We start from the raw sequence: 21,286 nt of genomic DNA, 5'->3' as shown, positions 1-21,286 counted from the left end.
GAGCTGTCAATCCTATCCATGTCATAGCAGCAGGTCTTAATCTATCCTCATATTAAACAACTCTACGAAGCGTTTATTGAAAAGATCATAATCAGGAGCTACAATCATGTAGAAAAGACCGTAAACAGATTTTTTCAGAAAGATGGTGATAAAATGGAAAATCCAACCAGAAAAGCTTTAAAGGAACAGTACAAAAACAGAATTCTTACCGGGGGAATATACCGCATTCAATGCAGTGGTGATAAATCATACTGGTTACGTGCCAGTTTAGATATGCAGGGATCTTATAATCGATTTGCGTTTTCAAAAAAAACGGATTCCTGTCCTGAAATATGTATGCTAAAAGCCTGGAAACTATATGGGGCGGACGCCTTTTCCTTTGAGATTGTGGAGGAATTAGAAAAAAAGGAGACACAGACACAACGGCAGTTTTCAGATGACATAAACACACTCCTTGAACTGTGGGAAGAAAAATTAATGGAAGGGGGACAATAAACATGGAACGCACCATTGATATCAGTAACTTTCTTGATGATTCCGGAAAGATTACACAATTATCTCAAAAGAACCGTTTAAGAACAGAAATACTCTGCTATCTGGCTGAAAAATTCCACCCAGGACGCAGCTATACTGAGAAAGAAGTAAACTCTATCTGTGATGAATGGCATACATTCGGAGATTATTTCCTGCTCAGAAGAGAACTGATAGACAAAGGGCTTCTGTGCCGCGAAACAGATGGCTCGCGGTACTGGAAGCCTGAGTCTGAATAATAGAAAGGGGAACACAAATGCCGGATAACCCTGAGAAATAGGTCTATTAGCTGGAAGTTCCCTTACCTGATAGATTAATCAGGTATTGCCCCAGTTCTTTGTTCCACTCCCTGTACTTTAATTCACTGCGGTGATCCGTCAGGTTATAATGTGCAGCCAGATAACTGCCCAGATACCGGCTTACCTTTTCGGCTCCGCTGGTATTTAAGTGATCCCCTTCATCTCTGCTGTCTCTGCTCCAGTCCATCTTTAATTCCTTCGTAAAAAGATTTAGATCCAGATAGGGAATTTTATTTTTGAGGGCATAATCATTCACTGTATTATGACGGCTATAGTCCCAGTTTTTAGGCGCTGTGACTCCAACTAACAGAAGGTTAATGCGCTTATCCCTGCACAGCTTTACGATTTTGTCTGTCCAGAAGGTTACTGTATGGTTAAGGGGCTCTCTTCCATCTGATTTGTTCATGTATTCGCCTCCTTTATAAGCCGCAATCTTTTTACTGGGAAGAAATCCTTTCATACAATCTGTCTTGCTGAAGTCCCACTCCTGTTTCCAGTCCCGGGCTGTCAGCTTTTTCCACCTGTCATGATACCGGAAAACCGGCAGATAGTACTGGGAGGTTTTTTCAAGTGCATGAGTTAATTCTGTTTGTAAATCCCGGTGATGATAGAATAAATCCGTTTCAAGAATTACCAGTTTGGGATTTTGGCGTTTTAATGCTTTTTTAAGCATATAATATGCTTCTACAGAGCGTTGTCCCGACTGGCTGCAGACAAAGGATGTTATACCATGCTCTTTCCACATCACCATTGGAGAAATTGCTGAGAATCCTTCACTATCGCCCACAACAATCACATCCAGAGTATTGGAAGGTTCTTCCATCACGCCATTTGCATGAATGTCTCTGTCTGCCATTCCATCTTCCACAGTATTTTTTTTAGGCATAAACAAATAAGAACTCTGAATTAACAAAAGGAGAAAAATTCCCCAAAATCCAATTATTCTTCCAAATTTTCTCATTGTGACTCCACTTTTCTTTAACGTCTTAAACAGGCAGCTTCCTCTATCAGAATTCTGCCTGCTTAAAATCTTTCAGATACTTTTTTATTTTTTTTTAGTAGTGCTCATATCTGTCTTTTTATTATCTGCACTTTTAGCCGGCTCGGTTTTCTTAACGGCCTGTGTTGTTTCCTTCTCTTCCTTCTTCACTGCAGCACTTGTTTCCTTCTTCACTGCAGCACTTGTTTCCTTCTTCGGTTTTGGAGCCTTTTTCTTTTCTTTTGTAACCTTTGAAGAGAGGGTTGTCTCAGGCTGCTTTTTCCCATCCGCTTTCTTATCCTGATTACCACATGCTGCTATTGATACCGACATCACTGCAACCATCAAAAAAACTCCCATTTTTGTTAATAATTGTTTCATTATTATCCTCCTGTTTTATGTTTTGTCAAAGTTCTTTTGCTTTGATAATTCACATTCTATCAGTCTTTCCTTAATTATTTGTGATTCATATCTTAACAATTCTGAACTTATCTCAGGAACAAAAATGTGTCCTTCTTACTCTCCTACAATTGGTATGGAAACAGAAGCCGAAGCCTGTATATTTCTTCATCTATTTCTTCCAGGCATTCTCCATTCATTGCTTCCATCATATAGCGCACATTTTCCATGCCGATTTTTGAAGATTCCATAGGCTCTTGCTGATGCCGTATGGTGTTACAGATTTCTATTCCAGTTGCATTATTCTCATAAACAGTGCGGATCCTGATCATCTTTTCACGACTGGCATAGCGTACAAGATTCATGCTTAAATTATCTATAATTCGCGCTATATAATCCATTCTGACTACAACAGCAGCTTTCTTCCAATCCAACTCAGTCACTGTATGTAATCCCTGACTTTCCAGAAACAATACCATCTCTGATAAATAATCACTGAATACACTTTGGAATGTCCTGGTTTCTTCCAGATTTTCTTCTTTGCTTTTATCCATGACCTGACAGTATTCAAACAGGCGGTCTGATAATTCCTTCATCTGCACTGCTTTCAGCATAACTTTATCCAGATAATACTGATTCATATTTTTATCCTTACAGACATCAGTCATAAGTATCTGCACATACATGGTCAACGCAGTAAGCGGAGTTCTCAAATCATGGGCAACGCCTATGATCAGATTCTGATTTGCCTGCCGAAGTTCATTCTCTTTTTCAAAATTATACATAAGTGAAAGCCTGAGCTGATTTAAGTCATCTGCAAGTCCTGCCAACTCATCTTCACCTGTCACAGTAACCGGATGTTCCAGACAACCGCCCTGCATAATACCAACCTCATTCTGAAGGATCTGGATATAATATATCCGCTTTCTGACTCCCAGAATAAATAATATCATAAATACAAGAAAACTGATTAAAAGTTCCGTAACAAGAGCATACATATGGTACCGATAAGCAAAAGCACCCTGTAAAAAGACCTCTGCTTTTCCATCCGCAAATATGAGCTGATAATAACTATCTCTGTAATAGGGAACTTCCATTTCATTATAATCATCTTCGTCACCTAACAGATCTGATACATATAACAAAGTATCGTTCCGATATATTTCCATATATATCACAGATTGATTTTTCACCCATTCTGATAATTTACGGCTGTCAGAAGGTCTAAGATTATTTTGTATCACATAATCCTGCAATTTCTGAACAGTTTTTAATTCTACACTTTCAAGGTAAGATGTATTTGTAAAAAAACAATTAATAACTGCTCCCATAGCTATATTCAGTATGAAGAAAAGGAGGCATGCGGCAGCTGCGCTTACAAAAAGCAGAAGAACCAGTTCTCCAACAAGACTTTTTACAAAACAGCACACTTTTTCTTTTGCAGATATCCAAATTTTACCCAATCCGATACCCCTTTCCCCACACGGTACAAATCCGTTTCGGTTCCTGAGGATTTTTCTCGATTTTCAGTCTTAGCTTTCTTATATGCACCATAATGGTATTGTTGGAGCCGTAAAAATACGGTTCCTTCCACACACTCTCATATATATTCTGGGCAGAAAATATTTTGTTTGGATACTGCACCAACAGTTTTAAAATCTGATATTCAATCTCTGAAAGTTCCACATTTTGTCCTTCAATTAATACTTCATTATAAGCAGTGGAAACACGTATTCCCTTCCATTCCACAAAAGATAATTCTTCTGTTTTTTCATGGTTTTTCCCCTGATATACATGATACCTGCGCAGCAATGCCTTAACTCTTCCCAAAAGTTCTGCATAAGAAAATGGTTTGGGCAGATAATCATCTCCTCCTGCCATTAATCCCAACAATTTATCCGACTCTCTGGCTTTTGCTGTTAAAAAAAGGATAGGAACATTGGAAATTTTTCGGATTTCCTCGCATGTCCGGATTCCCGATATTCCCGGCATCATAATGTCTAAAATAATCAGGTCGTATTCCTCATTGAGCATATCCAATGCTTTGTTTCCTGATTCTGCCTCCGTAACCGTATATCCTTCACTCCCCAGCAGTACTCTTACGCCTTCCCTGATATCCGGGTCATCTTCCACCATTAAAATATTTCCGCTAATCATATTTTATCACCACCACTTTCATTATACTTTTTTTATCATAAAAATCTGCTAAATAATTCTTAAATTTTCTGAAGATCTATAATTTTACTTTCCGTCTACTTGATACGCTTCAGAATTGTTAAGAATCAGTTCAGAAATGATTAATATTTCCATGCAACAATATTTACAATGGAGTGAGGATAGAATGAATTCAAATATGATAAATAACTTTAAATACGACTTTATGACAAAAAGGAAAAAGATAGCAACTGCAGGGTTTCTACTGCTGTTGACCGCTGTTTTACTTTTCTTTATAAACGCATATGCACAGGGACAATTTCATTCCCTTGATTCTCTCAGGAATTTTATAAAAGGATTTGGAATTATGGCTCCTGCAGTACTGATATTATTGCAGGCGGCTCAGGTAGTGCTACCGGTTCTTCCGGGTTTTTTGGGTTGTGCAGTCGGCGCACTCCTCTTTGGCTCCTTCGGCGGTTTTTGGTATAACTACATTGGAATCAGCATCGGCTCCATTATTGCCTTTTTTCTGGCGAGACAATACGGCATCGGTCTGGTCAAGGCCTTGTTTACAAATAAACAATATGAAAAATGGTCCGCCAGGTTTGGTGACAGCAAGCGTTTTACCATTCTTTTATTCGCCTCAATCCTCCTACCGCTGTTCCCAGATGATTTTCTCTGCTATTTTTCCGGGCTGACCAATATAAGTTCAAAAAAATTTATCTGGATTATCATTTTAGCCAAACCCTGGTGTATTCTGGCCTACAGCCTGATTTTTGCAAAAATCTTATAAATGGAATGGAGAGGGAATCTTATGAACAAACATCTGTTAGGATTTTATAACTATACTGTTATATTGACGTATTCAGGAATGCTGATTGCATTCCTAGGAATAATTTTTTTAATAAACAGTATCCCAAAGCCAGCAATCCTATGCCTCATGATTTCCGGCCTTTGTGATATGTTTGACGGCAGCATCGCCGCAACAAAACAGCGAAACCAAATGGAGAAACAATTCGGTATTCAGATAGATTCCCTTAGTGATTTAATCGCTTTTGGAATCCTGCCTGCATTATTTGTATATTTTATTCATCCCGGAAGCTTTTTAAACATGCTTGCCTCCTGTACATATACATTGTGCGCTTTGATTCGTCTGGCATATTTTAACGTTGTGGAAGAAAAGCGCCAAAACTCCTGTACGGAAACACGAATTGAATATGATGGGCTTCCTGTCACCAGTATATCTCTGATTCTTCCGGCAGTGTATATACTTCAAAAAATATGGTCCGGGCTGACACCCGGTATCTTTACAGCTCTGTTGTTTATCATGGCTGTTTTATTTATTTCCCCTGTTAAAATAAAAAAACCAGAGATAAAGGGCAAAATTGGATTAATTGCTGCAGGTATCATTGTAATTATAAATATACTGCTGGAGGTACCAGGATGAAAGAATCATTCTATATACGATTTCTTTATGAAACAGCATTGGGACGTTGTTTTCTCAAATTGCTGATACAGCCTGGTTTTTCCAGAATGACAGCCAGCTATTTAAATTCACCCGCATCCAGATGGATGGTTCCACTGTATATCAAAAAATATCATATACCGTCAGAATCCTGTGAAAGTCAGAATTACACCAGCTTTAATAAATTTTTTACCAGAAAGAGAAACATTCAGCAACAGGATATTGAGCAGGCGGATTTCAAGTTAATCAGCCCGTGCGACGGCTTCCTCAGCGTTTATCCCATTCAGCCCGATATAACTTTCCGGATTAAGAATATATGCTATTCCATCGAACAATTACTTCAAAATCAGAAATTAGCAGCTGAATATCAGGATGGCACCTGTCTGATCTTTCGTCTGGCTCCTCATAATTATCATAGATACTGCTATATAGATAATGGTCTGGCAGTGAAACAGGCGTCGATACCGGGCATTCTTCACTGCGTGCGGCCCATAGCTTTAAATACCTACCCTGTCTATATTCAGAATTCAAGGGAATATACGATTATTAATACGAAGAACTTTGATACTGTTGTACAAATGGAAATCGGAGCGCTTATTGTCGGAAAAATTCACAATCACAATCACCATATATATACGGAACGCGGCGCTGAAAAAGGATATTTTGAATTTGGAGGATCTACAATTATAATTCTTCTTAAAAGCGGAATCATACAAATGGAGAAACGTATAATAGAAAATATGAAAAAAGGAATAGAAACAACTGTTAAATACGGTGAGTATATTGCAGTTAGACAACATTAAATCCACTTATCTTGATTCCATTTATTATAACCGGTGTTCCTTCTTATTAATAAATGTTTTGATATCATTATTTTTACAGCAGAAAAACTGCTGCACACGAGTGTTTCTCCGCCTGCAGCAGTTTTTCTTTTAGCTTATAAGACTCATTTACTCCAACGAGAAGGATAATAAACTGGCATTTCCGTTTCCCCGGTAAGTCAGATAAATGGCCTGCTTCCCATTTTCCATCTCCAGATCAGCCAGGTAGCTTTCCCACACATTGGTGTACTTTATCTGTATTTCAGCAAGTACTTTTCCGTCCCATGCATTTTTCACTTCAAAATATCCGCCTGCATAACCTCTTGTAGTAATCGTGATACGCCTGACATCCTCACATTCAAAATATTTAAATCCGGCAGTAACTCCATCTGTAATATTGGCAATATATCCCGGCTCTTCGTCACCATCTCTGCCATCCTGTGTGATCTTAGGGATGGGAACTTCCGGTTTTTGTTCTGTCTGAAACAAATTACACGCCAGATAAGCGCCATATTCTCCTTTTCCCGGCAGAACACCTCCCATTCCACCGGTTGTGATCTCCGCCTGCAAAATCTTCCCGTTCTCCAGAATGGTAACAGGCTCCGCACAGCCCTGACGGCTGTACCAGGTTCCATTGGTATGCCTGTGATAGAAAATATACCATTTCCCCAGAATCTCCACCAGACTTCCATGATTATTGGCTGCAAATGCCGTATGCATTCCTGCCGGCTTATATGTATCAATTCCCTCGTCACAATTGCTGACTATAACCCCTCCATAAGTAAATCCACCTGCCGGACTGTCACTGACTGCATAGCACAGCTCATGCATTGCTACTGAGGAATAGATGAAATAATAGGTACTGCCCTTTTTTCTGATGGAAGGAGCCTCAAAAAATTCGTGTCCTTCAAAGCCAGTTCCTGCGCTGTATGGCTTACTGGGCGCAATCACAACGGGATCCTCTAAAACAGTTACCATATCATCCGATAACACCGTCATAACAGCACCTTTTCTCGCAGCATCCTCAGGACCACAGAAACCACAGTAGAGATAAACTTTGTTCCCCTCTCTTAAAACCCCCGGATCAAACTGGGGCGGATCTCCCGGCCGTTCTCCCAGGCGTCCTCCTTTCTGATCCCTGACATAACCGTAAAACTCATAGGTACCTGCCGGGGTATCACAGACTGCAACCGATACTACCGGTACCTTGTCAAGAACATAGTAAAGATAATATCTTCCGTCTGATCCCACAACCACATCCGGTGCATACAGACACATCTTCCCCTCTTTGTTCATGGGGTCACTGGTTTTCGGATAAATCACACCTTCATACCGCCAGTTTCCAAGATCATCAACCGGTGCAGACCAGCAGACATAATCCCCCAGACAGAAAACATAGCCATTAAAAAAATCATGGGAACCATAGACATAAACTCTGTCCCCAAACACATAAGGTTCCCCGTCAGGGATATATTCCCAGGACGGGAGATATGGATTCATTGCATATTTTTTCATCTTATCTCCATTCTGACAGTCACCTGCTGTAATTAAAATTTCTCCTTCAGCCTGTTTAACAGAAATTCCATGACAGGCTGTACCTTTTGTTCCTGCATACCTGTTTTTTCAGTGGAAAACAGCATTCCCAATGGGGTTTCCTCTGTAAACGGCAGCCACTCAGGCATTGGCTTCCCATTTGCATCTTCTCCGTTTGGATCACCTGTTTTTACAAAATTCACCCAGTAATCAGCCATATGTCTTGCCAGATCATAATGCTTCCCTTCAAACGGCCTCCAGCATTTTGCCAGTGTCTCAAAAAAGAACCATAAATCTACGGAATGGAAGTTCCCCGGATTATCCCAGCCAGGAATATCTGCATCAAAGGTATAATAATAACAGGGAACCGGATTATTTTGCTGATAATTCCGATGAAACAGCCCTCTTACAGCAAATTCAATGCTGCTCACTGAGCCTGCATTTCCCTCCGAATCCCGTGGGTTATCTCCCAGCAGGCGAAGAAATTCTTCTTCCTGTCCGGGAAAGAGCATTTTAACCTTTTCCTTCAGTTCCTCATCAGAGTCCGCATGAATGGAATCAAAAAACTCGTCGGAGGTATTTCCCGCCATAACCGGAACCATTGCTCTTTTATTCTCCATAAAGCGCTGGTAAGAATTGCCAAAACAGAACTGTCCATCAATAACCGTCCCCATAAAACCGCCAAATTCCACATACTTTTCATACAACTCTTTCCCGTCCATGGCTCTGGCCTGGGCAAGGTCTTTTATTCCGATAAATTTAAAGAAATCTTCCCCTGTTTTTTCTGCATCAGCCAGTGTATGGCTGAAGGGATCCGGATTTTTGTCATATGGCTGACAGAAAACTCCGCTTAACACAATTGCTTTTTGAAACAGCCCCTCACTTCTCGGTGTGGTTAAATGTGTCATTACACTGCCGCCGCCTGCTGATTGCCCGGCTATTGTTATATTCTGGGGATCGCCGCCAAATGCCTCAATATTTCTGATCACCCATTTTAAACCTTCCAGCTGGTCCAGATGACCGAAATTGGCGGGAGCCTCAGGCTGACTGGCAGTCAGCTCCGGATGAGAGAGAAATCCAAACAAATTCACCCGGTAATTGACGGAAACAACAATGATTCCTCTCCGCGCCAGTCTCTCTCCGTCAAATTCCATCTCAGCGGTATATCCGCATTGCAGTCCGCCTCCAAAATACCATACCAGAACAGGACGCTTTTCATCCGTTTTTTTTGCTCCGGTCCATATATTCAGATAAAGACAATCTTCGCTCATTGCTATGTCCGGGTCGACATGCCATTCCCTGTCATAGATATTATCACTAAGCCCCGGCACTCCCTGCATGGATATAGGTGCAAACCGGAAGCAGTCACGGATTCCCTCCCAGTTTTCACATGGTTTGGGCTCACGCCATCTGTTTTCCCCCACAGGAGGTGCTGCAAAGGGAATTCCCTTAAACGCCGTAATCCTGGGATCGGCTGCTTCGATTCCTCTTACCAGCCCATTTTCAGTTTTTGCTACACGTATCATGATAACCTCCATTTCTGGCTTTACCGTTTTCTTGGATCAATATGAAAGACTTTGCCGGATTCCAGTTCTTTAAATGGACCAGGCCTGCAGGTGTCACTTCCCAGAGGCGTCCCAAAGAAATCATTGGAAACCAGCACATCTTTTCTGACTGATTGGATATCTTCTATTTTCATTACGTACTGATGATGTTCTCTTCCTCTCATGGTATCCCACGGGGTTTGATCCGCACTACGGAACACCAGTGTATAATCATTGGTATCCAGCTCAATGGAAAAGGCTGCCTCCTGCCCTTCTTTATCAAATCCATAAAATTCCTGCCATGCAGGAAGATCAAGACAACAGGGAGGTGCCGGATATAAAATTCTTAAATATCCACCGTTCATGGAAACGTAAAGATTCCCTTCTGCCTCATTCTTCTCCGTTGGCATCTTAATGGCTGCTTCTTCACATTCATAAAAAATATTGTTAATAAAATGGGCATCTCTCGATGTTCCGCCTCTTAAATTCCCATGCATACGGAATGCGACCGGTTTTGCAAAATATCCGGCACTCCGGCATCTGCCAATCAGGTTATTGGCGATATATAAGTGGTCGGTGCCTTCGGCGTAAATCGCATATCCATTTACAATTCCATCCTCTTCCATCTTATACCAGCCCGAAGAACCGGTCTCCTCCGGAACTTTTGCCGCATCAAATCTGCCTTCCACATTCCAGAATATATTATTGTCAATTAGATTAACGCCGTCTCTGGTGCATTCAATGAATACCGCTTCCCTCTGCTCTAAGCCGTCTAAAAACAGATTCTGTGTAATCCGGTTGTTTTCATTGTTACAATCCAGCCACAAATGACCTGCACGGAATGTCTTTGTGAAAATATTTCTTCTGATCAGACTGTTCCTGCAATTATGTATTTTCATACCTCCGGCTTCCCAGGATAGTTCCATCTTCTGCCAGCCTGTACCCTCGATCAGATTGTCTTCTATCAGAAGATTCTGGGCAAATAATCCGGCGATACCGCATACCCCTGTATTCTTAATCCGGCATCGGCGGATTATGGTATTGCCTATAATCTGGTCTTCCGGTACGCAGTGATGCCAGCACTCATTCCCAATATCGATTCCTACGCCATTGGCCCAGTCCACTTCACAGTCTTCAATGATCCAGTGATGTCCTCTGAAACAGGAGATAGAACCTCTCTGGGGAACCGGGGCTCCTGTAGCTGCCTGTGCACAGGTAAGTCCTTTTACCTTTATATAAGATAAGAAGGGAATCTCCGGAGCAAAGCATTGCTCCCGGCATGTAATCTCTATCAGATGTTCTCCCGGGTCATCATCATTGCTTAATCGAAAATGGACCTTCTGGCCATTGGCCTCCACCCAATACGTATTCTCCTGTGTACCCATCTGTTGGTAAAGCGATACCTGCATCAGAGGCTTTCCGTCGCAGAATACCATTCCCCGCCTGTTTAAATACGTGGTCATATCGGTTTTGTCATATTCCAGAAATAATCTGTCATGAAGTATATTCACGGCACAAAATGGATTATATCCTTTAAAGTCCTCTGGGTTCAGCTTTATCTCCCATATGGAAACACCTTCCTTAAGCGCATCTGAGGAAAAATGATTCAGTCTCCAACCCTGGCTTGGTGTGAAATTTCTTATCTCCTGGGAGGCTTTAATATATACCGGCTCGTTCTGCCATGCCTCATAGCAGATCATGCAGTCCGGTCCGGTTCCGCCCATGGCGGGGTGTACACATTCCCTGTACACCCCGCCATGAATCCAGACCCTGGTTCCAGGAACTGCTGCTGCCGCTGCTTCATTGATGGTCGGAAATGGGTTCTCAATACTTCCGTCATGCTCCTTTGACGTTCCGGCCAGATTGCAGTCCACATGCAGTTCCTGCTCATATTTTTGTTCCTGCTCCCAGAACGCGAAACTTCTGCCTTCCGGAAGAATTGACGTCAGATCCATAAAATCTCCTCTTATATGTGTCCTTATTTTTTATTGACAGCCAGCTTTGCTTCTAACTCAATCTGATATTTGTCTTTATCGAACTTAACCAGATCATCAAAGCCCATTCCCTGCATCTGTGTACACATCTCATCCCAAAGGGAATCAAATTCTGCGTCATCCTTGGCATAGATCATTCTCCATGAATAATCACAGAGCAAATCGTTGCACTGCTTGCGGATTATGGATATATCTGCAGGATCACTTGGCAGAGATACGCTTACGTTGGGGCTGATTAACAAAATTTTATTATCCTTCATATAATCAACCGGTTCCGCAGCTCCGAATTTAGCTGCCCAGTCCTTTTTCATCTGTGTCATTGTAGCTGCTTTATAGGTGCTCCAATAATCTTTGTTATAAGCCTCCCCTGTATCCGGGTCTGTGCTGATGGCATCCACCATCCATTGGTTGATTGCATTCATGCCATCATTATATCCACCGCCGCCCAGTTCTTCCGGTACCGGTATATTATCCATCAGTGCATTGTCATTGATTAATGTATACTTTCCGTCACTTCCCACGGTATAATTAAAATCTTTTAATCCATCATGCTGGTAGGTCAGACCTTCCGGACTTGCATACCAATCCAGGAAATCCATAATTCTCTTATACTTTGCATCATCCACCTGAGAACCTACTGCAAAAACACGGCCGCTGCCATAATACGTATCTGCATCTGCATAGTATGTCTGGTCTTTAATTGGTGTATAAATAAATGCCGTTCCATTTTTTAAACGGTCCTGTGTATTCCAGAAGCCTACCTGCCAGTTGTACCACATTAAATATACTCTGCCTGTTTTCATCTTATCACAGGCTGTGTTCCAGTCCTGTGTACCGGAATCGGGATCTACAATTCCTCTTTTGTTGGCTTCATTTAAGAAATGCAGCATCGTATAGTATGTACCGTCTTTACTGTTTACCGGTATAAAAGTATTATCCGGTTTTAAAAGAAGAGACCCTTTGATTTTTTCCCCATACCAGGTTGTTAACTGTGTCACATTGGCAATTCCCAGCATTCCGTCTCCGCCATCCCAGTCAGACCATAAGGATAATGGATAAGCCGGATCTCCAGCGTCGTTGGTAGGATGTGCCTTCATCATTTTTTCCAGTATATCTAAGAGATCATCCATATTCTTAATTTCCGGACGTCCCAGTTCCGAATACAGATCCCATCTTAAAAGCGGACTGGAAGCAATCACATCCTGAGAATAGGAGGTTGGTGATGTATTCGTCATCTGGCATGGAATTCCGTAGGTTTTTCCATCTTTATTTTCAGGAATGGCCTTGTTTAACACATCAATCTGATCCTGATACGACATTAAATTGGGATAATTTTTGATATCTGCCGTAATATCCTTAATTAAACCTGCCTTTACACAATCCGTAAAATCGGTGCGTTCCAGCACAACAATATCTCCCAGATTTCCTGTACTGCAGCGGGTCTGGTAGATCCCATCCCCAGCTACCTGGGGGGATATCATATTCAGTTCAATGTTGAACTTATCCTTTACCACCTTTGCAAACCAGCCTGACTGAGTCCCCTGATAATTCGCTGCTACATCGTAGATATCAAAGGTCATCGGTTCATCATAGCTGCCCGTTCCTGTTCCTGTGTCTGTGCCGGCAGCGGCGGCTGTTGTCTGTTTGGTTGCTGCAGGAGTGCCGCACCCTGCAACCATAACTGCGGCCATGGCTGCTGAAAGTATTTGTAAAGCTCTCTTTTTCATTTTCATATACTGCTCCCTTCTTTAATTTGCAATTTATTAACCTTTCACAGCACCGATCATAATCCCTTTTACAAAGAATCTCTGGAAAACCGGATAAACCAGTATAATCGGCGCTACTACTACAATGGTAACGGTCATACGTATGGAGGTTGCGGTCTGGGCGTGTGCCAGACTTGCCGCCATCTGTGCTGAGGAGGCGTTGTTATTGGCAAGAGCTTTTAAAGAGCTTGCCTGGTTGATATACTGATAAAGGGTAAACTGCAGGGTATACAGCCGTTTATCCGTTACCAGAAGCAGCGTATCCTGAAATGCATTCCACTGTGTCACAGCTGTAAATATCGCAACGGTGGCAAGGATGGGTTTTATTAAAGGAGTGATAATCTGAAAGAATATTTTCAGTGTGCCCGCTCCGTCAATTTCCGCCGCATCCTGCAATTCACGGGGAATGGATTCCACAAACGTCTTGCACAGGACAATATAAAACGGTGATACTGCAACCGGTAATATGTAGCCCCAGAAATTATTGGTTAAATGAAGATTCATCATGGTGATGTACCATGGAATAATACCGGCATTAAAATACATGGTTGCAACCACAAAACGATACCAGAATTTTCGCTTCCACATGGACTCTTTGGTAAACATATAACCAAGAAAAGCAGCAATAAATACAGTAACAACTGTCCCTACCACCGTCCTGGCTACAGAAACCTTAAGAGCTGAGAACAGTCCCTGAATCTTAAGAACAGAGGCATAATTATTAAAATGGATTCCGACCGGCCAGAAGAGAACCTTTCCTCTTTCGCTTAAATCATTGGCACTGATGGTATTTATGAATATATAGTAGAATGGATAAACACATATAAATGTAAAAAACAAATAGACAATGCAGGTAATTGAATCAATCATAATATCTTCAAAGCTCAGCTTTTTTTTATGCTTTCCAACCTTTACTCTCATTGCTTCTCCTTTCCGCCTCATTAAACAAACCCTTCCCCTCTGACCATTTTGGAAATCTGGTTTGTTGCACACAACAGCAATACGCTTACGATACTCTTAAACATGCTGATTGCAGTGGACAGAGAATATCCCCCGCTTCCCATTGCAATGTTGTAAACGTACAAATCCAGTACCTGTATGTAATCCTTATTGAAGGCGTTCTGAAAAACAAAATACTGTTCCATTCCGTTTGTCAGGAAATTAGCGAGATTTAACATCACCAGCACAAAAAAGGTAGGAAGTAATCCGGGGATGGTGATATGCCAGATCACCTGCAATCTTGAAGCACCATCTACTCTGGCAGCTTCTTTTAGCTGTTCATCAATTCCGGATATGGCCGCTATATACATAATTGCAGCCCACCCTGCATTCTTCCATGTAAGCCACAGCCACATCTTAAACCAGATATGATCTGCAGACTGAAGATAAAGCTGGGGCGTGGAAATAATTCCTAAATTCATCAGTAAGCTGTTTATTACACCGGTGCTGGAAAAGACGCAGTATGCGATGGAATACACCAGGACCCAGCTGATAAAATTAGGTAATGTGGTAGCTGTCTGGACAAATACTTTAAATGGTTTCCATTTAATTTCATTGAGAAAGACCGCAAAAATCATGGGAAACCAGGAAAAGAGAAGGCTCAGCCCGCTGATTGCAAAGGTATTCCTTAAAACAGCCAGCAGCTGCCTTACCTTTATATCGTTGGTAAACAGGGATATAAACCATTTGAATCCGACAAACTGTTCCATACGAAGTGGAAACGGGGGCTTATAGTCAAAAAACGCATAAACCCAGCCATATAGCGGATAATACGAAAACACAGCTACTAAAATCAGAAACGGTAACACATACATAAACTCTCTGAATGCCCTTGCCTTTTTTCTGTCAGAAAACATTCTCATGAAAACCATCCTTTCCTGTTCTTACAGTTTCACAACATTTTAAAGGATCCGTATCCTCTTTTGTAAATCGTTTTACCTATTAATTGGAATTATATTCCACTATGTGAATGTAGTCAACAAATATCGTCATTTAATTGTATCTTTTGTATATTTTTAACAAGTATTTTTTGAAAATATTATACTTAATTACTATGTTTTTTTCTTGTTTTTTATGTATGTATCGTTTTACTCTTTTCCATTTATGTTATTAAGATCACCAAAAAAAGCAGATGCATTTTGAATCTTTGGCATCTGCTTTTGTATTTATTTTTTATTTGAAATTATAACAATTTTTTCACTGATTTTCTGAATATCAGAGAACATGGCATGGCGATTTCGTTAATTTCCGGTCCCATTTCTTCTTCCTGGTCTAATGTCTGAATTAACAGCTCTGCTGCCTTTTTCCCAATCTTTTTTAAAGGAAGGGCTGCCGTAGTCAGAGAGGGACGGAAATATTCAGCCATTATCTGATCGTCAAATCCCACGACTGATATATCCTCAGGCGCTTCCAGTCCGTTCTCTTCCAGATAGTCATAAACTCCCCCTGCAATGATGTCAGAAAAGCAGAAAATTGCAGTAACGTTCTTTTTTATCAGGGCTTTTGCGCCTTCATAGCCGCATTCCCGGTCCCAGTTCCCATAGCACACCAGATCCGGATTGTAAAAAATCTTCCTGTTATACAATGCTCTCTGATATCCGGTGAGCCGTTTGTCCATATGTATGTTATCTTTTCTACCTCCGATAATTCCAATTCTGGTATGCCCCATATGAAGAAGATATTCCGTCATATCATAACCGCCCTTTTCATCATCAATCACAACGGAGGGAACTCGCGGCGTATGGGTATACCCGTATGTCATGACTGCAGGAATCTCCAGATCCTCTTGAAAACAGCTCATATTTCTCGCATGGCCAGGTACATAGATTATCCCATCCACCTGAATCGACAACAGTTCCTGGAGTGCCGGATTCATAACTGAATTGTACTCCTCCTCATCATGATACCATTGTTCATTCCATCTTGCATACAGACGTAGATTCACCATAATCGTCCTGTAATTTTTTGATTCACAATAAGACATAATGCTCTCAATAATAATTGGCGTGGAAAATAACGTGATATCTTCTGCGATGATCCCGATTAACTTTGTCTTCTTCTTGCGCAGACCCTGGGCTATATAGTTGGGCTGGTATCCGGTTTCCTTTATTACCTGTAGAACCCTCTGCCTTGTTTCCTCGCTTACTTTTGGTATACCATTTAAAATGTTTGATACCGTGGATACGGACACATCACATTTCTTTGCAATCTCCTTTAATGTCACCATAGGCACTCTACCCCTTCAACTTAGCTGGCATTGGACTCAATCAGACCCTTTAAGAAAACCCTGATATAACGGTCTCCGCACACCTTGTAATTGCGCTGCCCCTCTCTCCTTAACAGGGCACTTAATTCCCCGTTTGACAATTCCACTCCTCCAGCCTTAAAAGCCGCAAGCATGTCCTCGCCGGTAAAAGCCAGTGCTATCTTAACTTTTTTCAGAAAGACGTTGTTGACATTCCGGTCATCTTCTATCAGAAAATTTGGTTTGTCAGATTCCCCTGGTTTCACTTCCTTTCTCCCCCGTTTAAATATGATAAAACCATTTAAAAAGGATTCCAGCATATGATTATTACAAATATTTTTTAAGGAATCTGCTTCAACGCCGGCACTATATGCTAACAGTTTCTGCACATCTGCCTTTGTCACTATTATTCCGCCCAGTTTAAAAATCTCCACCATATCACTGTCTTTGATATCCAACGCATATCTTAATCTCTTTAATATATCTATGTTTTCCATAGGAACCTCTTTTACTTTTTAAATTTACATTCATTCTTTACTATAACACGTCTCTAATATTTATCCAATGCTTTTATTACCTTTAATTGTTTTCCATTTATTGTGGTATGGTTCATCGCTTCCAGTACCATGGGACCTTTTCCGTTTAATATTTCCACATAGGTAAGTGTATCCTGAATTGTTATAATTCCGATATCCTCTGGTGTCATGCCTTCTAAATTAGACAGCACCCCCACAAAACTGGCAGCTCTGAGTTTCTTTTTCTTACCGGCGTTAAACCGCAGTTTCATGATCCCTTTATTTAACTGATCGCTTTTTAACTGCTTAATCTCAGGTGCCTCATTTATTTTCTTGTCAAAAATAAGCCTGGCCTTTAATACCTCAGCCTTCTCATATACTGCCCGTTCCTTAATCTGAAATCCGACGAACTCTTCAATCTGCCTGATGAACCGGTCCTGTGTGGGAGTCACCAGCGAAACCGCCTTTCCTTTGTGCCCAGCCCGTCCGGTTCTTCCAGTCCGGTGAACATAGGTTTCCGCCTCCAGAGGTATATCGTAGTTTATAACAAGGGATATGTGATCCACATCTATGCCTCTGGCAGCGACATCCGTGGCAACCAGATACCGGTACTGCCCTCTTTTAAACCGTCGTATGACAGAATTCCTGTCCGCCTGTTCCATTCCTCCGTGCAGCTTTTCCGGGCGGTAATTCATCTTTTTCAGCTGTTCCCATAAAAGATCCACCCGGTCCTTTGTGCTGCAGAAGATGATACAGCTATCCGGATTCTCCATAACCGTAATATCTGTGAGCAGTCCGAATTTGTCTTCCTCTGACGTGATAAAAAGAGAATGGTCGATATCCGCTGCAAGACCGCTTTCCTCAAGTATATCGACCTGGACCGGCGTCCTGCGCTCATTTAATGATAAATCTTTAATTTCCTGAGGCATTGTGGCAGAAAACAGCATGGTAACCCTGTCCTCAGGCAGCTCTTTTATTATCTCCTTTACCTGGTCGATAAATCCCATGTCCAGCATCCGGTCAGCCTCATCAATGACCAGGAACCGGATCATGTTTAAAGGCAGAGTCCCTTTTCTTATATGGTCTATGACTCGTCCGGGAGTGCCAACTGCCACATGTGTTTTTTGCTTTAATTCCATTTTCTGAGCGGCAAATGGATGGCCGCCATAGATCGCCGCAGCCTTTATCCGTTTAAACCGTCCGATGTTGGTGAAATCCTCTTTCACCTGAACCGCCAGTTCCCTTGTAGGTGTAAGAATCAGTGCCTGGGGTTTATTTTCCAGCCAGTTGACCATCTCACAGATGGGAATTGCATAGGCAGCGGTTTTCCCGCTGCCTGTCTTTGCTTTTACGATAAGATCATTTTTTTCCAATGCCAGCGGCATGACACGTTCCTGAACTTCCGTGGGTATTTTATAATCCAAAACGCGAAGTGATTTTTGGATATCGTCGCTTAATGAAAAACTGCCGAAGGTTTTATGAATCATTATTGTTCCTCTCATTCCGTTTATACGGTGCAGCCACTTAATTTTAAGACTGCATGTGAACATTTTACCATTTCATTGAGTAACTAACAACCGTAACTTAATTTTCTTCTCTGATTGTATTTACATATACCCCTAGACTTGGCTTGGGGTATATCATTATTATATTTATCCCTTAGTAAAGGATATCATCTTTTTTATATCCCATGAATTCAACACATATTCACTATTGCTATAATTAAATCCTGTAGGCTCCCATAAATATTTTCCACCCTCTTGATACTTTCCATAATATTTTATCTTTCCTATAGAAGTATCCATAACATCATTTATAGATAATCCACTTACAGGCATATTCATATAAAATAAAAGACCATTAGGTCCTTCACTCTTTTTACCAATAGCTCTATAATATATTTGAAGTTCCCATTTATCCTTACTAATAGTATAATACGGCATATTCTCATTATAAAAATCATCTTCATCATCAAAAATGTTTATATTTAAATATTTAGTTTTTATATCAAATAATTTACCACTCATTATAAGCCTTCTTCATTAACCTTACTTACTATAATATTCTAAAATAGAGTATATTGTTAACATTATTTTTTCCTGTCACAGACGAATCCAAGCAGCTTTGTGTTCTGCGCCCGTACCTCCCGTTTCACATTTTACGATGTGTAAACATACATGCAAAAGCACCCTGTCCAGATTTCAGACAGGATGCCCAGTTTAAAACATTCCAATTATGGCGCTGTAATCTGCCACTGCTGATTATACCCGTTGTTGCTGCTCCACTGAATTACATTTCCTCCATCAGCCGTTGAGCCCTTTTCCACATCCAGAAGCTTACCGCTGTTTACATTTACAAGATTGTAATAACCATTTCCAAGATCAATTAAATTCCACCTCTGGTTATTCTGTCCATTGTCCGTCCACTGAATTACATCAGCTCCGTCCTCTTTGGAATTCTTATAAACATCCAGAACCTTTCCGCTCTTTATATTGCTCAGCTTATACCCATTCCCTGTATCTGTCAGGACCCATTTCTGATTATTCTGGCCGCTATAGCCCCACTGAATCACATCAGCACCGTCTTCGGCAGATCCATTGGTCACATCCAGAGCTTTGCCGCTGCCTCTGTTAATCAGTTTATAAGTCTCTCCGGAAACAATCCCCGTATTTGTTCCTGTTCCAGGAGTGATATAAATCCGGTAGCCGGAGCTGTTATTACATCCGGACAAATTTACGGAAATCTGCCCGTTTACCACGGGATAAGTGGAGGAAGACAGAACTACTGGTCCTCTGGATACGGTATCCTTGCTTACCCAGTCTATCTTTTCCACTTTTACAGATGCAGTGGAGCCAATAAAGGAAGGCAGGTTTTTAAAGGTTGTATTCACAGTTCCGTCATTGGGACCTCCAAAAATAAAGCTTACGTATTTTGCATTGGAATCAACGCAGGCTGCGCCATCCACCAGATCGCTGTCATCGTTAGGCGGAGTAACAAAAACCATGTTTCCGGTCATATCTCCATACCATTTATAAAAATACCAGCCTGCACCTTTTTCTGTATTGGTTGCAAGAAGACTGCCAAGCCTGCCTGGAGTCGGTACAAACCACCATGTGATACAGGCACTTTCAACCTTGTGACGCTCAAATTTTGCAATAAAACGTGCGGAAGAACCTGGCTGGCCTTCCAGATTATGATCCGGATCACAGTATTCATTGATGCTGATTGGCAGCGGACTAATTCCCAGAGAGGCTTCCAACGCCCGATAGGTTCTAAGGTTGGGAGCAATTGTCTTCGGTCCGCCTGACAGCTCATGCCAGCTCATAATATCAGGCATGCAGTGATTAGCTTTACAAAAAATCAGGAAATCCTTCATGCGGGAATTGTTGTAATAGCTCTCACAAGGGCCTATGATTTTGGCACCCGGGTCATTGGCGCGGATTACATCATAGGTCTGTTTCCACATATCATTAAAACTTCCGTTGGCTGAATTCCAGGTACCCCCTGGCTCATTCCAGATTTCATAACCATAATAATTATTGCGGCCTGATGCTTTTTTATCATTAATAAAAGACCTTACCTGATTCAGCCAGCTGGTCATTCCAGGCCAGCGGTACGGCCAGCCAGGCAGCATATCTGCTAAATCAATGGATACCCTCGCGCTGGGAACAGACGCCAGCTTCTGGGATACCAGAATTGCATCCCCAAACGGATGCTGATTTCCGTTTCCGCCCCTGGCAGGATTCCTCATAACATAGGGCTTTAAGGGCGCTACAAGTCCATTTACATCAGCTGGAATATTCTCTGTCATACCATACAGAGAACCACTGGCACAATGAGTCACTTCTCTTACTACATTGGCACAATCCACTGTCATCGTATTCGCTGCCAGTGCCGGAATCTCCGGAACCATTGATATCACCAGCAGAATACTCATCAGAAAGGCCAACACTCTTTTCACTTTTAACATACATATTCCTCCTGTTATTTTTATTGAATGCATTCATTTCATAAAAAGGAAAAAGGTCTGAATATGTAAACT

20 protein-coding genes are annotated in these 21,286 nt (G+C 41.4%); 5 read left to right on the top strand and 15 right to left on the bottom strand.

Annotated features, from left to right (window positions below; translation table 11 throughout):
• Positions 1–153 precede the first annotated feature (153 nt).
• A complete protein-coding gene (locus CRO04_RS11835) occupies positions 154–495 on the top strand; it encodes a GIY-YIG nuclease family protein (RefSeq protein WP_097004449.1) in 342 nt (113 codons plus the stop codon).
• Positions 496–497: 2 nt separating this feature from the next.
• A complete protein-coding gene (locus CRO04_RS11830) occupies positions 498–770 on the top strand; it encodes a DUF2087 domain-containing protein (RefSeq protein ID WP_097004448.1) in 273 nt (90 codons plus the stop codon).
• Between the two features lie 46 nt (positions 771–816).
• Here the strand turns inward: CRO04_RS11830 and CRO04_RS11825 are convergent, their stop codons facing one another.
• From CRO04_RS11825 to CRO04_RS11810, 4 genes are all read right to left on the bottom strand, one after another.
• Positions 817–1,791, bottom strand: coding sequence for a hypothetical protein (locus CRO04_RS11825; protein WP_097004447.1), 975 nt, complete (start codon positions 1,789–1,791; stop codon positions 817–819).
• A gap of 84 nt (positions 1,792–1,875) precedes the next feature.
• Positions 1,876–2,190, bottom strand: a complete 315-nt coding sequence (locus CRO04_RS11820) for a hypothetical protein (protein ID WP_097004446.1) — start codon at positions 2,188–2,190, stop codon at positions 1,876–1,878.
• Between the two features lie 143 nt (positions 2,191–2,333).
• Positions 2,334–3,671 carry a sensor histidine kinase gene (locus CRO04_RS11815; RefSeq protein ID WP_097004445.1) on the bottom strand — a complete coding sequence of 446 codons (1,338 nt, stop codon included), beginning with the start codon at positions 3,669–3,671 and terminating at the stop codon, positions 2,334–2,336.
• A complete protein-coding gene (locus CRO04_RS11810) occupies positions 3,664–4,365 on the bottom strand; it encodes a response regulator transcription factor (RefSeq protein WP_097004444.1) in 702 nt (233 codons plus the stop codon). The genes CRO04_RS11815 and CRO04_RS11810 overlap by 8 nt, the downstream gene beginning before the upstream one ends.
• 184 nt (positions 4,366–4,549) lie before the next feature.
• Between CRO04_RS11810 and CRO04_RS11805 the strand changes: the two genes are divergently transcribed.
• From CRO04_RS11805 to CRO04_RS11795, 3 genes are read left to right on the top strand one after another with little or no spacing between them, the layout of a single operon-like run.
• Positions 4,550–5,155, top strand: a complete 606-nt coding sequence (locus tag CRO04_RS11805; RefSeq protein ID WP_242974442.1) for a TVP38/TMEM64 family protein — start codon at positions 4,550–4,552, stop codon at positions 5,153–5,155.
• Between the two features lie 21 nt (positions 5,156–5,176).
• Complete coding sequence (locus CRO04_RS11800; RefSeq protein WP_097004443.1) at positions 5,177–5,809, top strand: CDP-alcohol phosphatidyltransferase family protein; 633 nt, start codon at positions 5,177–5,179, stop codon at positions 5,807–5,809.
• Positions 5,806–6,630: a phosphatidylserine decarboxylase gene (locus CRO04_RS11795; protein ID WP_097004442.1), complete on the top strand. Its 825-nt coding sequence runs from the start codon at positions 5,806–5,808 to the stop codon at positions 6,628–6,630. Before CRO04_RS11800 ends, CRO04_RS11795 begins: the two co-directional genes overlap by 4 nt.
• Before the next feature lie 147 nt (positions 6,631–6,777).
• Here CRO04_RS11795 and CRO04_RS11790 read toward each other — a convergent pair whose 3' ends face one another.
• The 11 genes from CRO04_RS11790 to CRO04_RS11740 form a co-directional block, all read right to left on the bottom strand.
• Positions 6,778–8,163 (bottom strand): family 43 glycosylhydrolase, encoded by a 1,386-nt coding sequence (locus tag CRO04_RS11790; protein WP_097004441.1) that lies wholly within the window; start codon positions 8,161–8,163, stop codon positions 6,778–6,780.
• A 32-nt stretch (positions 8,164–8,195) separates the two neighbouring features.
• Positions 8,196–9,707, bottom strand: a complete 1,512-nt coding sequence (locus CRO04_RS11785; RefSeq protein ID WP_097004440.1) for a carboxylesterase/lipase family protein — start codon at positions 9,705–9,707, stop codon at positions 8,196–8,198.
• Between the two features lie 20 nt (positions 9,708–9,727).
• Positions 9,728–11,680, bottom strand: a complete 1,953-nt coding sequence (locus tag CRO04_RS11780; RefSeq protein WP_097004439.1) for a right-handed parallel beta-helix repeat-containing protein — start codon at positions 11,678–11,680, stop codon at positions 9,728–9,730.
• Positions 11,681–11,703: 23 nt separating this feature from the next.
• On the bottom strand, positions 11,704–13,452 hold the full coding sequence (locus CRO04_RS11775) for a sugar ABC transporter substrate-binding protein (protein WP_097004438.1): 1,749 nt from the start codon (positions 13,450–13,452) through the stop codon (positions 11,704–11,706).
• A 30-nt stretch (positions 13,453–13,482) separates the two neighbouring features.
• Positions 13,483–14,406 carry a carbohydrate ABC transporter permease gene (locus CRO04_RS11770; protein WP_097004521.1) on the bottom strand — a complete coding sequence of 308 codons (924 nt, stop codon included), beginning with the start codon at positions 14,404–14,406 and terminating at the stop codon, positions 13,483–13,485.
• A 20-nt stretch (positions 14,407–14,426) separates the two neighbouring features.
• On the bottom strand, positions 14,427–15,347 hold the full coding sequence (locus CRO04_RS11765) for an ABC transporter permease subunit (RefSeq protein WP_097004437.1): 921 nt from the start codon (positions 15,345–15,347) through the stop codon (positions 14,427–14,429).
• Positions 15,348–15,667: 320 nt separating this feature from the next.
• The gene (locus tag CRO04_RS11760) at positions 15,668–16,711 is read right to left on the bottom strand and encodes a LacI family DNA-binding transcriptional regulator (protein ID WP_097004436.1); all 1,044 of its coding nucleotides are present in this window, start codon (positions 16,709–16,711) and stop codon (positions 15,668–15,670) included.
• A 20-nt stretch (positions 16,712–16,731) separates the two neighbouring features.
• On the bottom strand, positions 16,732–17,226 hold the full coding sequence (locus tag CRO04_RS11755; protein ID WP_097004435.1) for a DUF1456 family protein: 495 nt from the start codon (positions 17,224–17,226) through the stop codon (positions 16,732–16,734).
• Positions 17,227–17,279: 53 nt separating this feature from the next.
• Positions 17,280–18,731 carry a DEAD/DEAH box helicase gene (locus CRO04_RS11750; protein WP_097004434.1) on the bottom strand — a complete coding sequence of 484 codons (1,452 nt, stop codon included), beginning with the start codon at positions 18,729–18,731 and terminating at the stop codon, positions 17,280–17,282.
• A gap of 165 nt (positions 18,732–18,896) precedes the next feature.
• On the bottom strand, positions 18,897–19,271 hold the full coding sequence (locus tag CRO04_RS11745; protein WP_097004433.1) for a hypothetical protein: 375 nt from the start codon (positions 19,269–19,271) through the stop codon (positions 18,897–18,899).
• Positions 19,272–19,477: 206 nt separating this feature from the next.
• Entirely contained in the window at positions 19,478–21,214 is a 1,737-nt protein-coding gene (locus tag CRO04_RS11740) for an RICIN domain-containing protein (protein WP_166432540.1), read from the bottom strand.
• Positions 21,215–21,286 lie beyond the last annotated feature (72 nt).

Source organism: Lacrimispora amygdalina (assembly GCF_900205965.1).
Classification (GTDB): domain Bacteria; phylum Bacillota; class Clostridia; order Lachnospirales; family Lachnospiraceae; genus Lacrimispora; species Lacrimispora amygdalina_A.
This window is presented reverse-complemented; position numbering and strand designations above follow the sequence as displayed.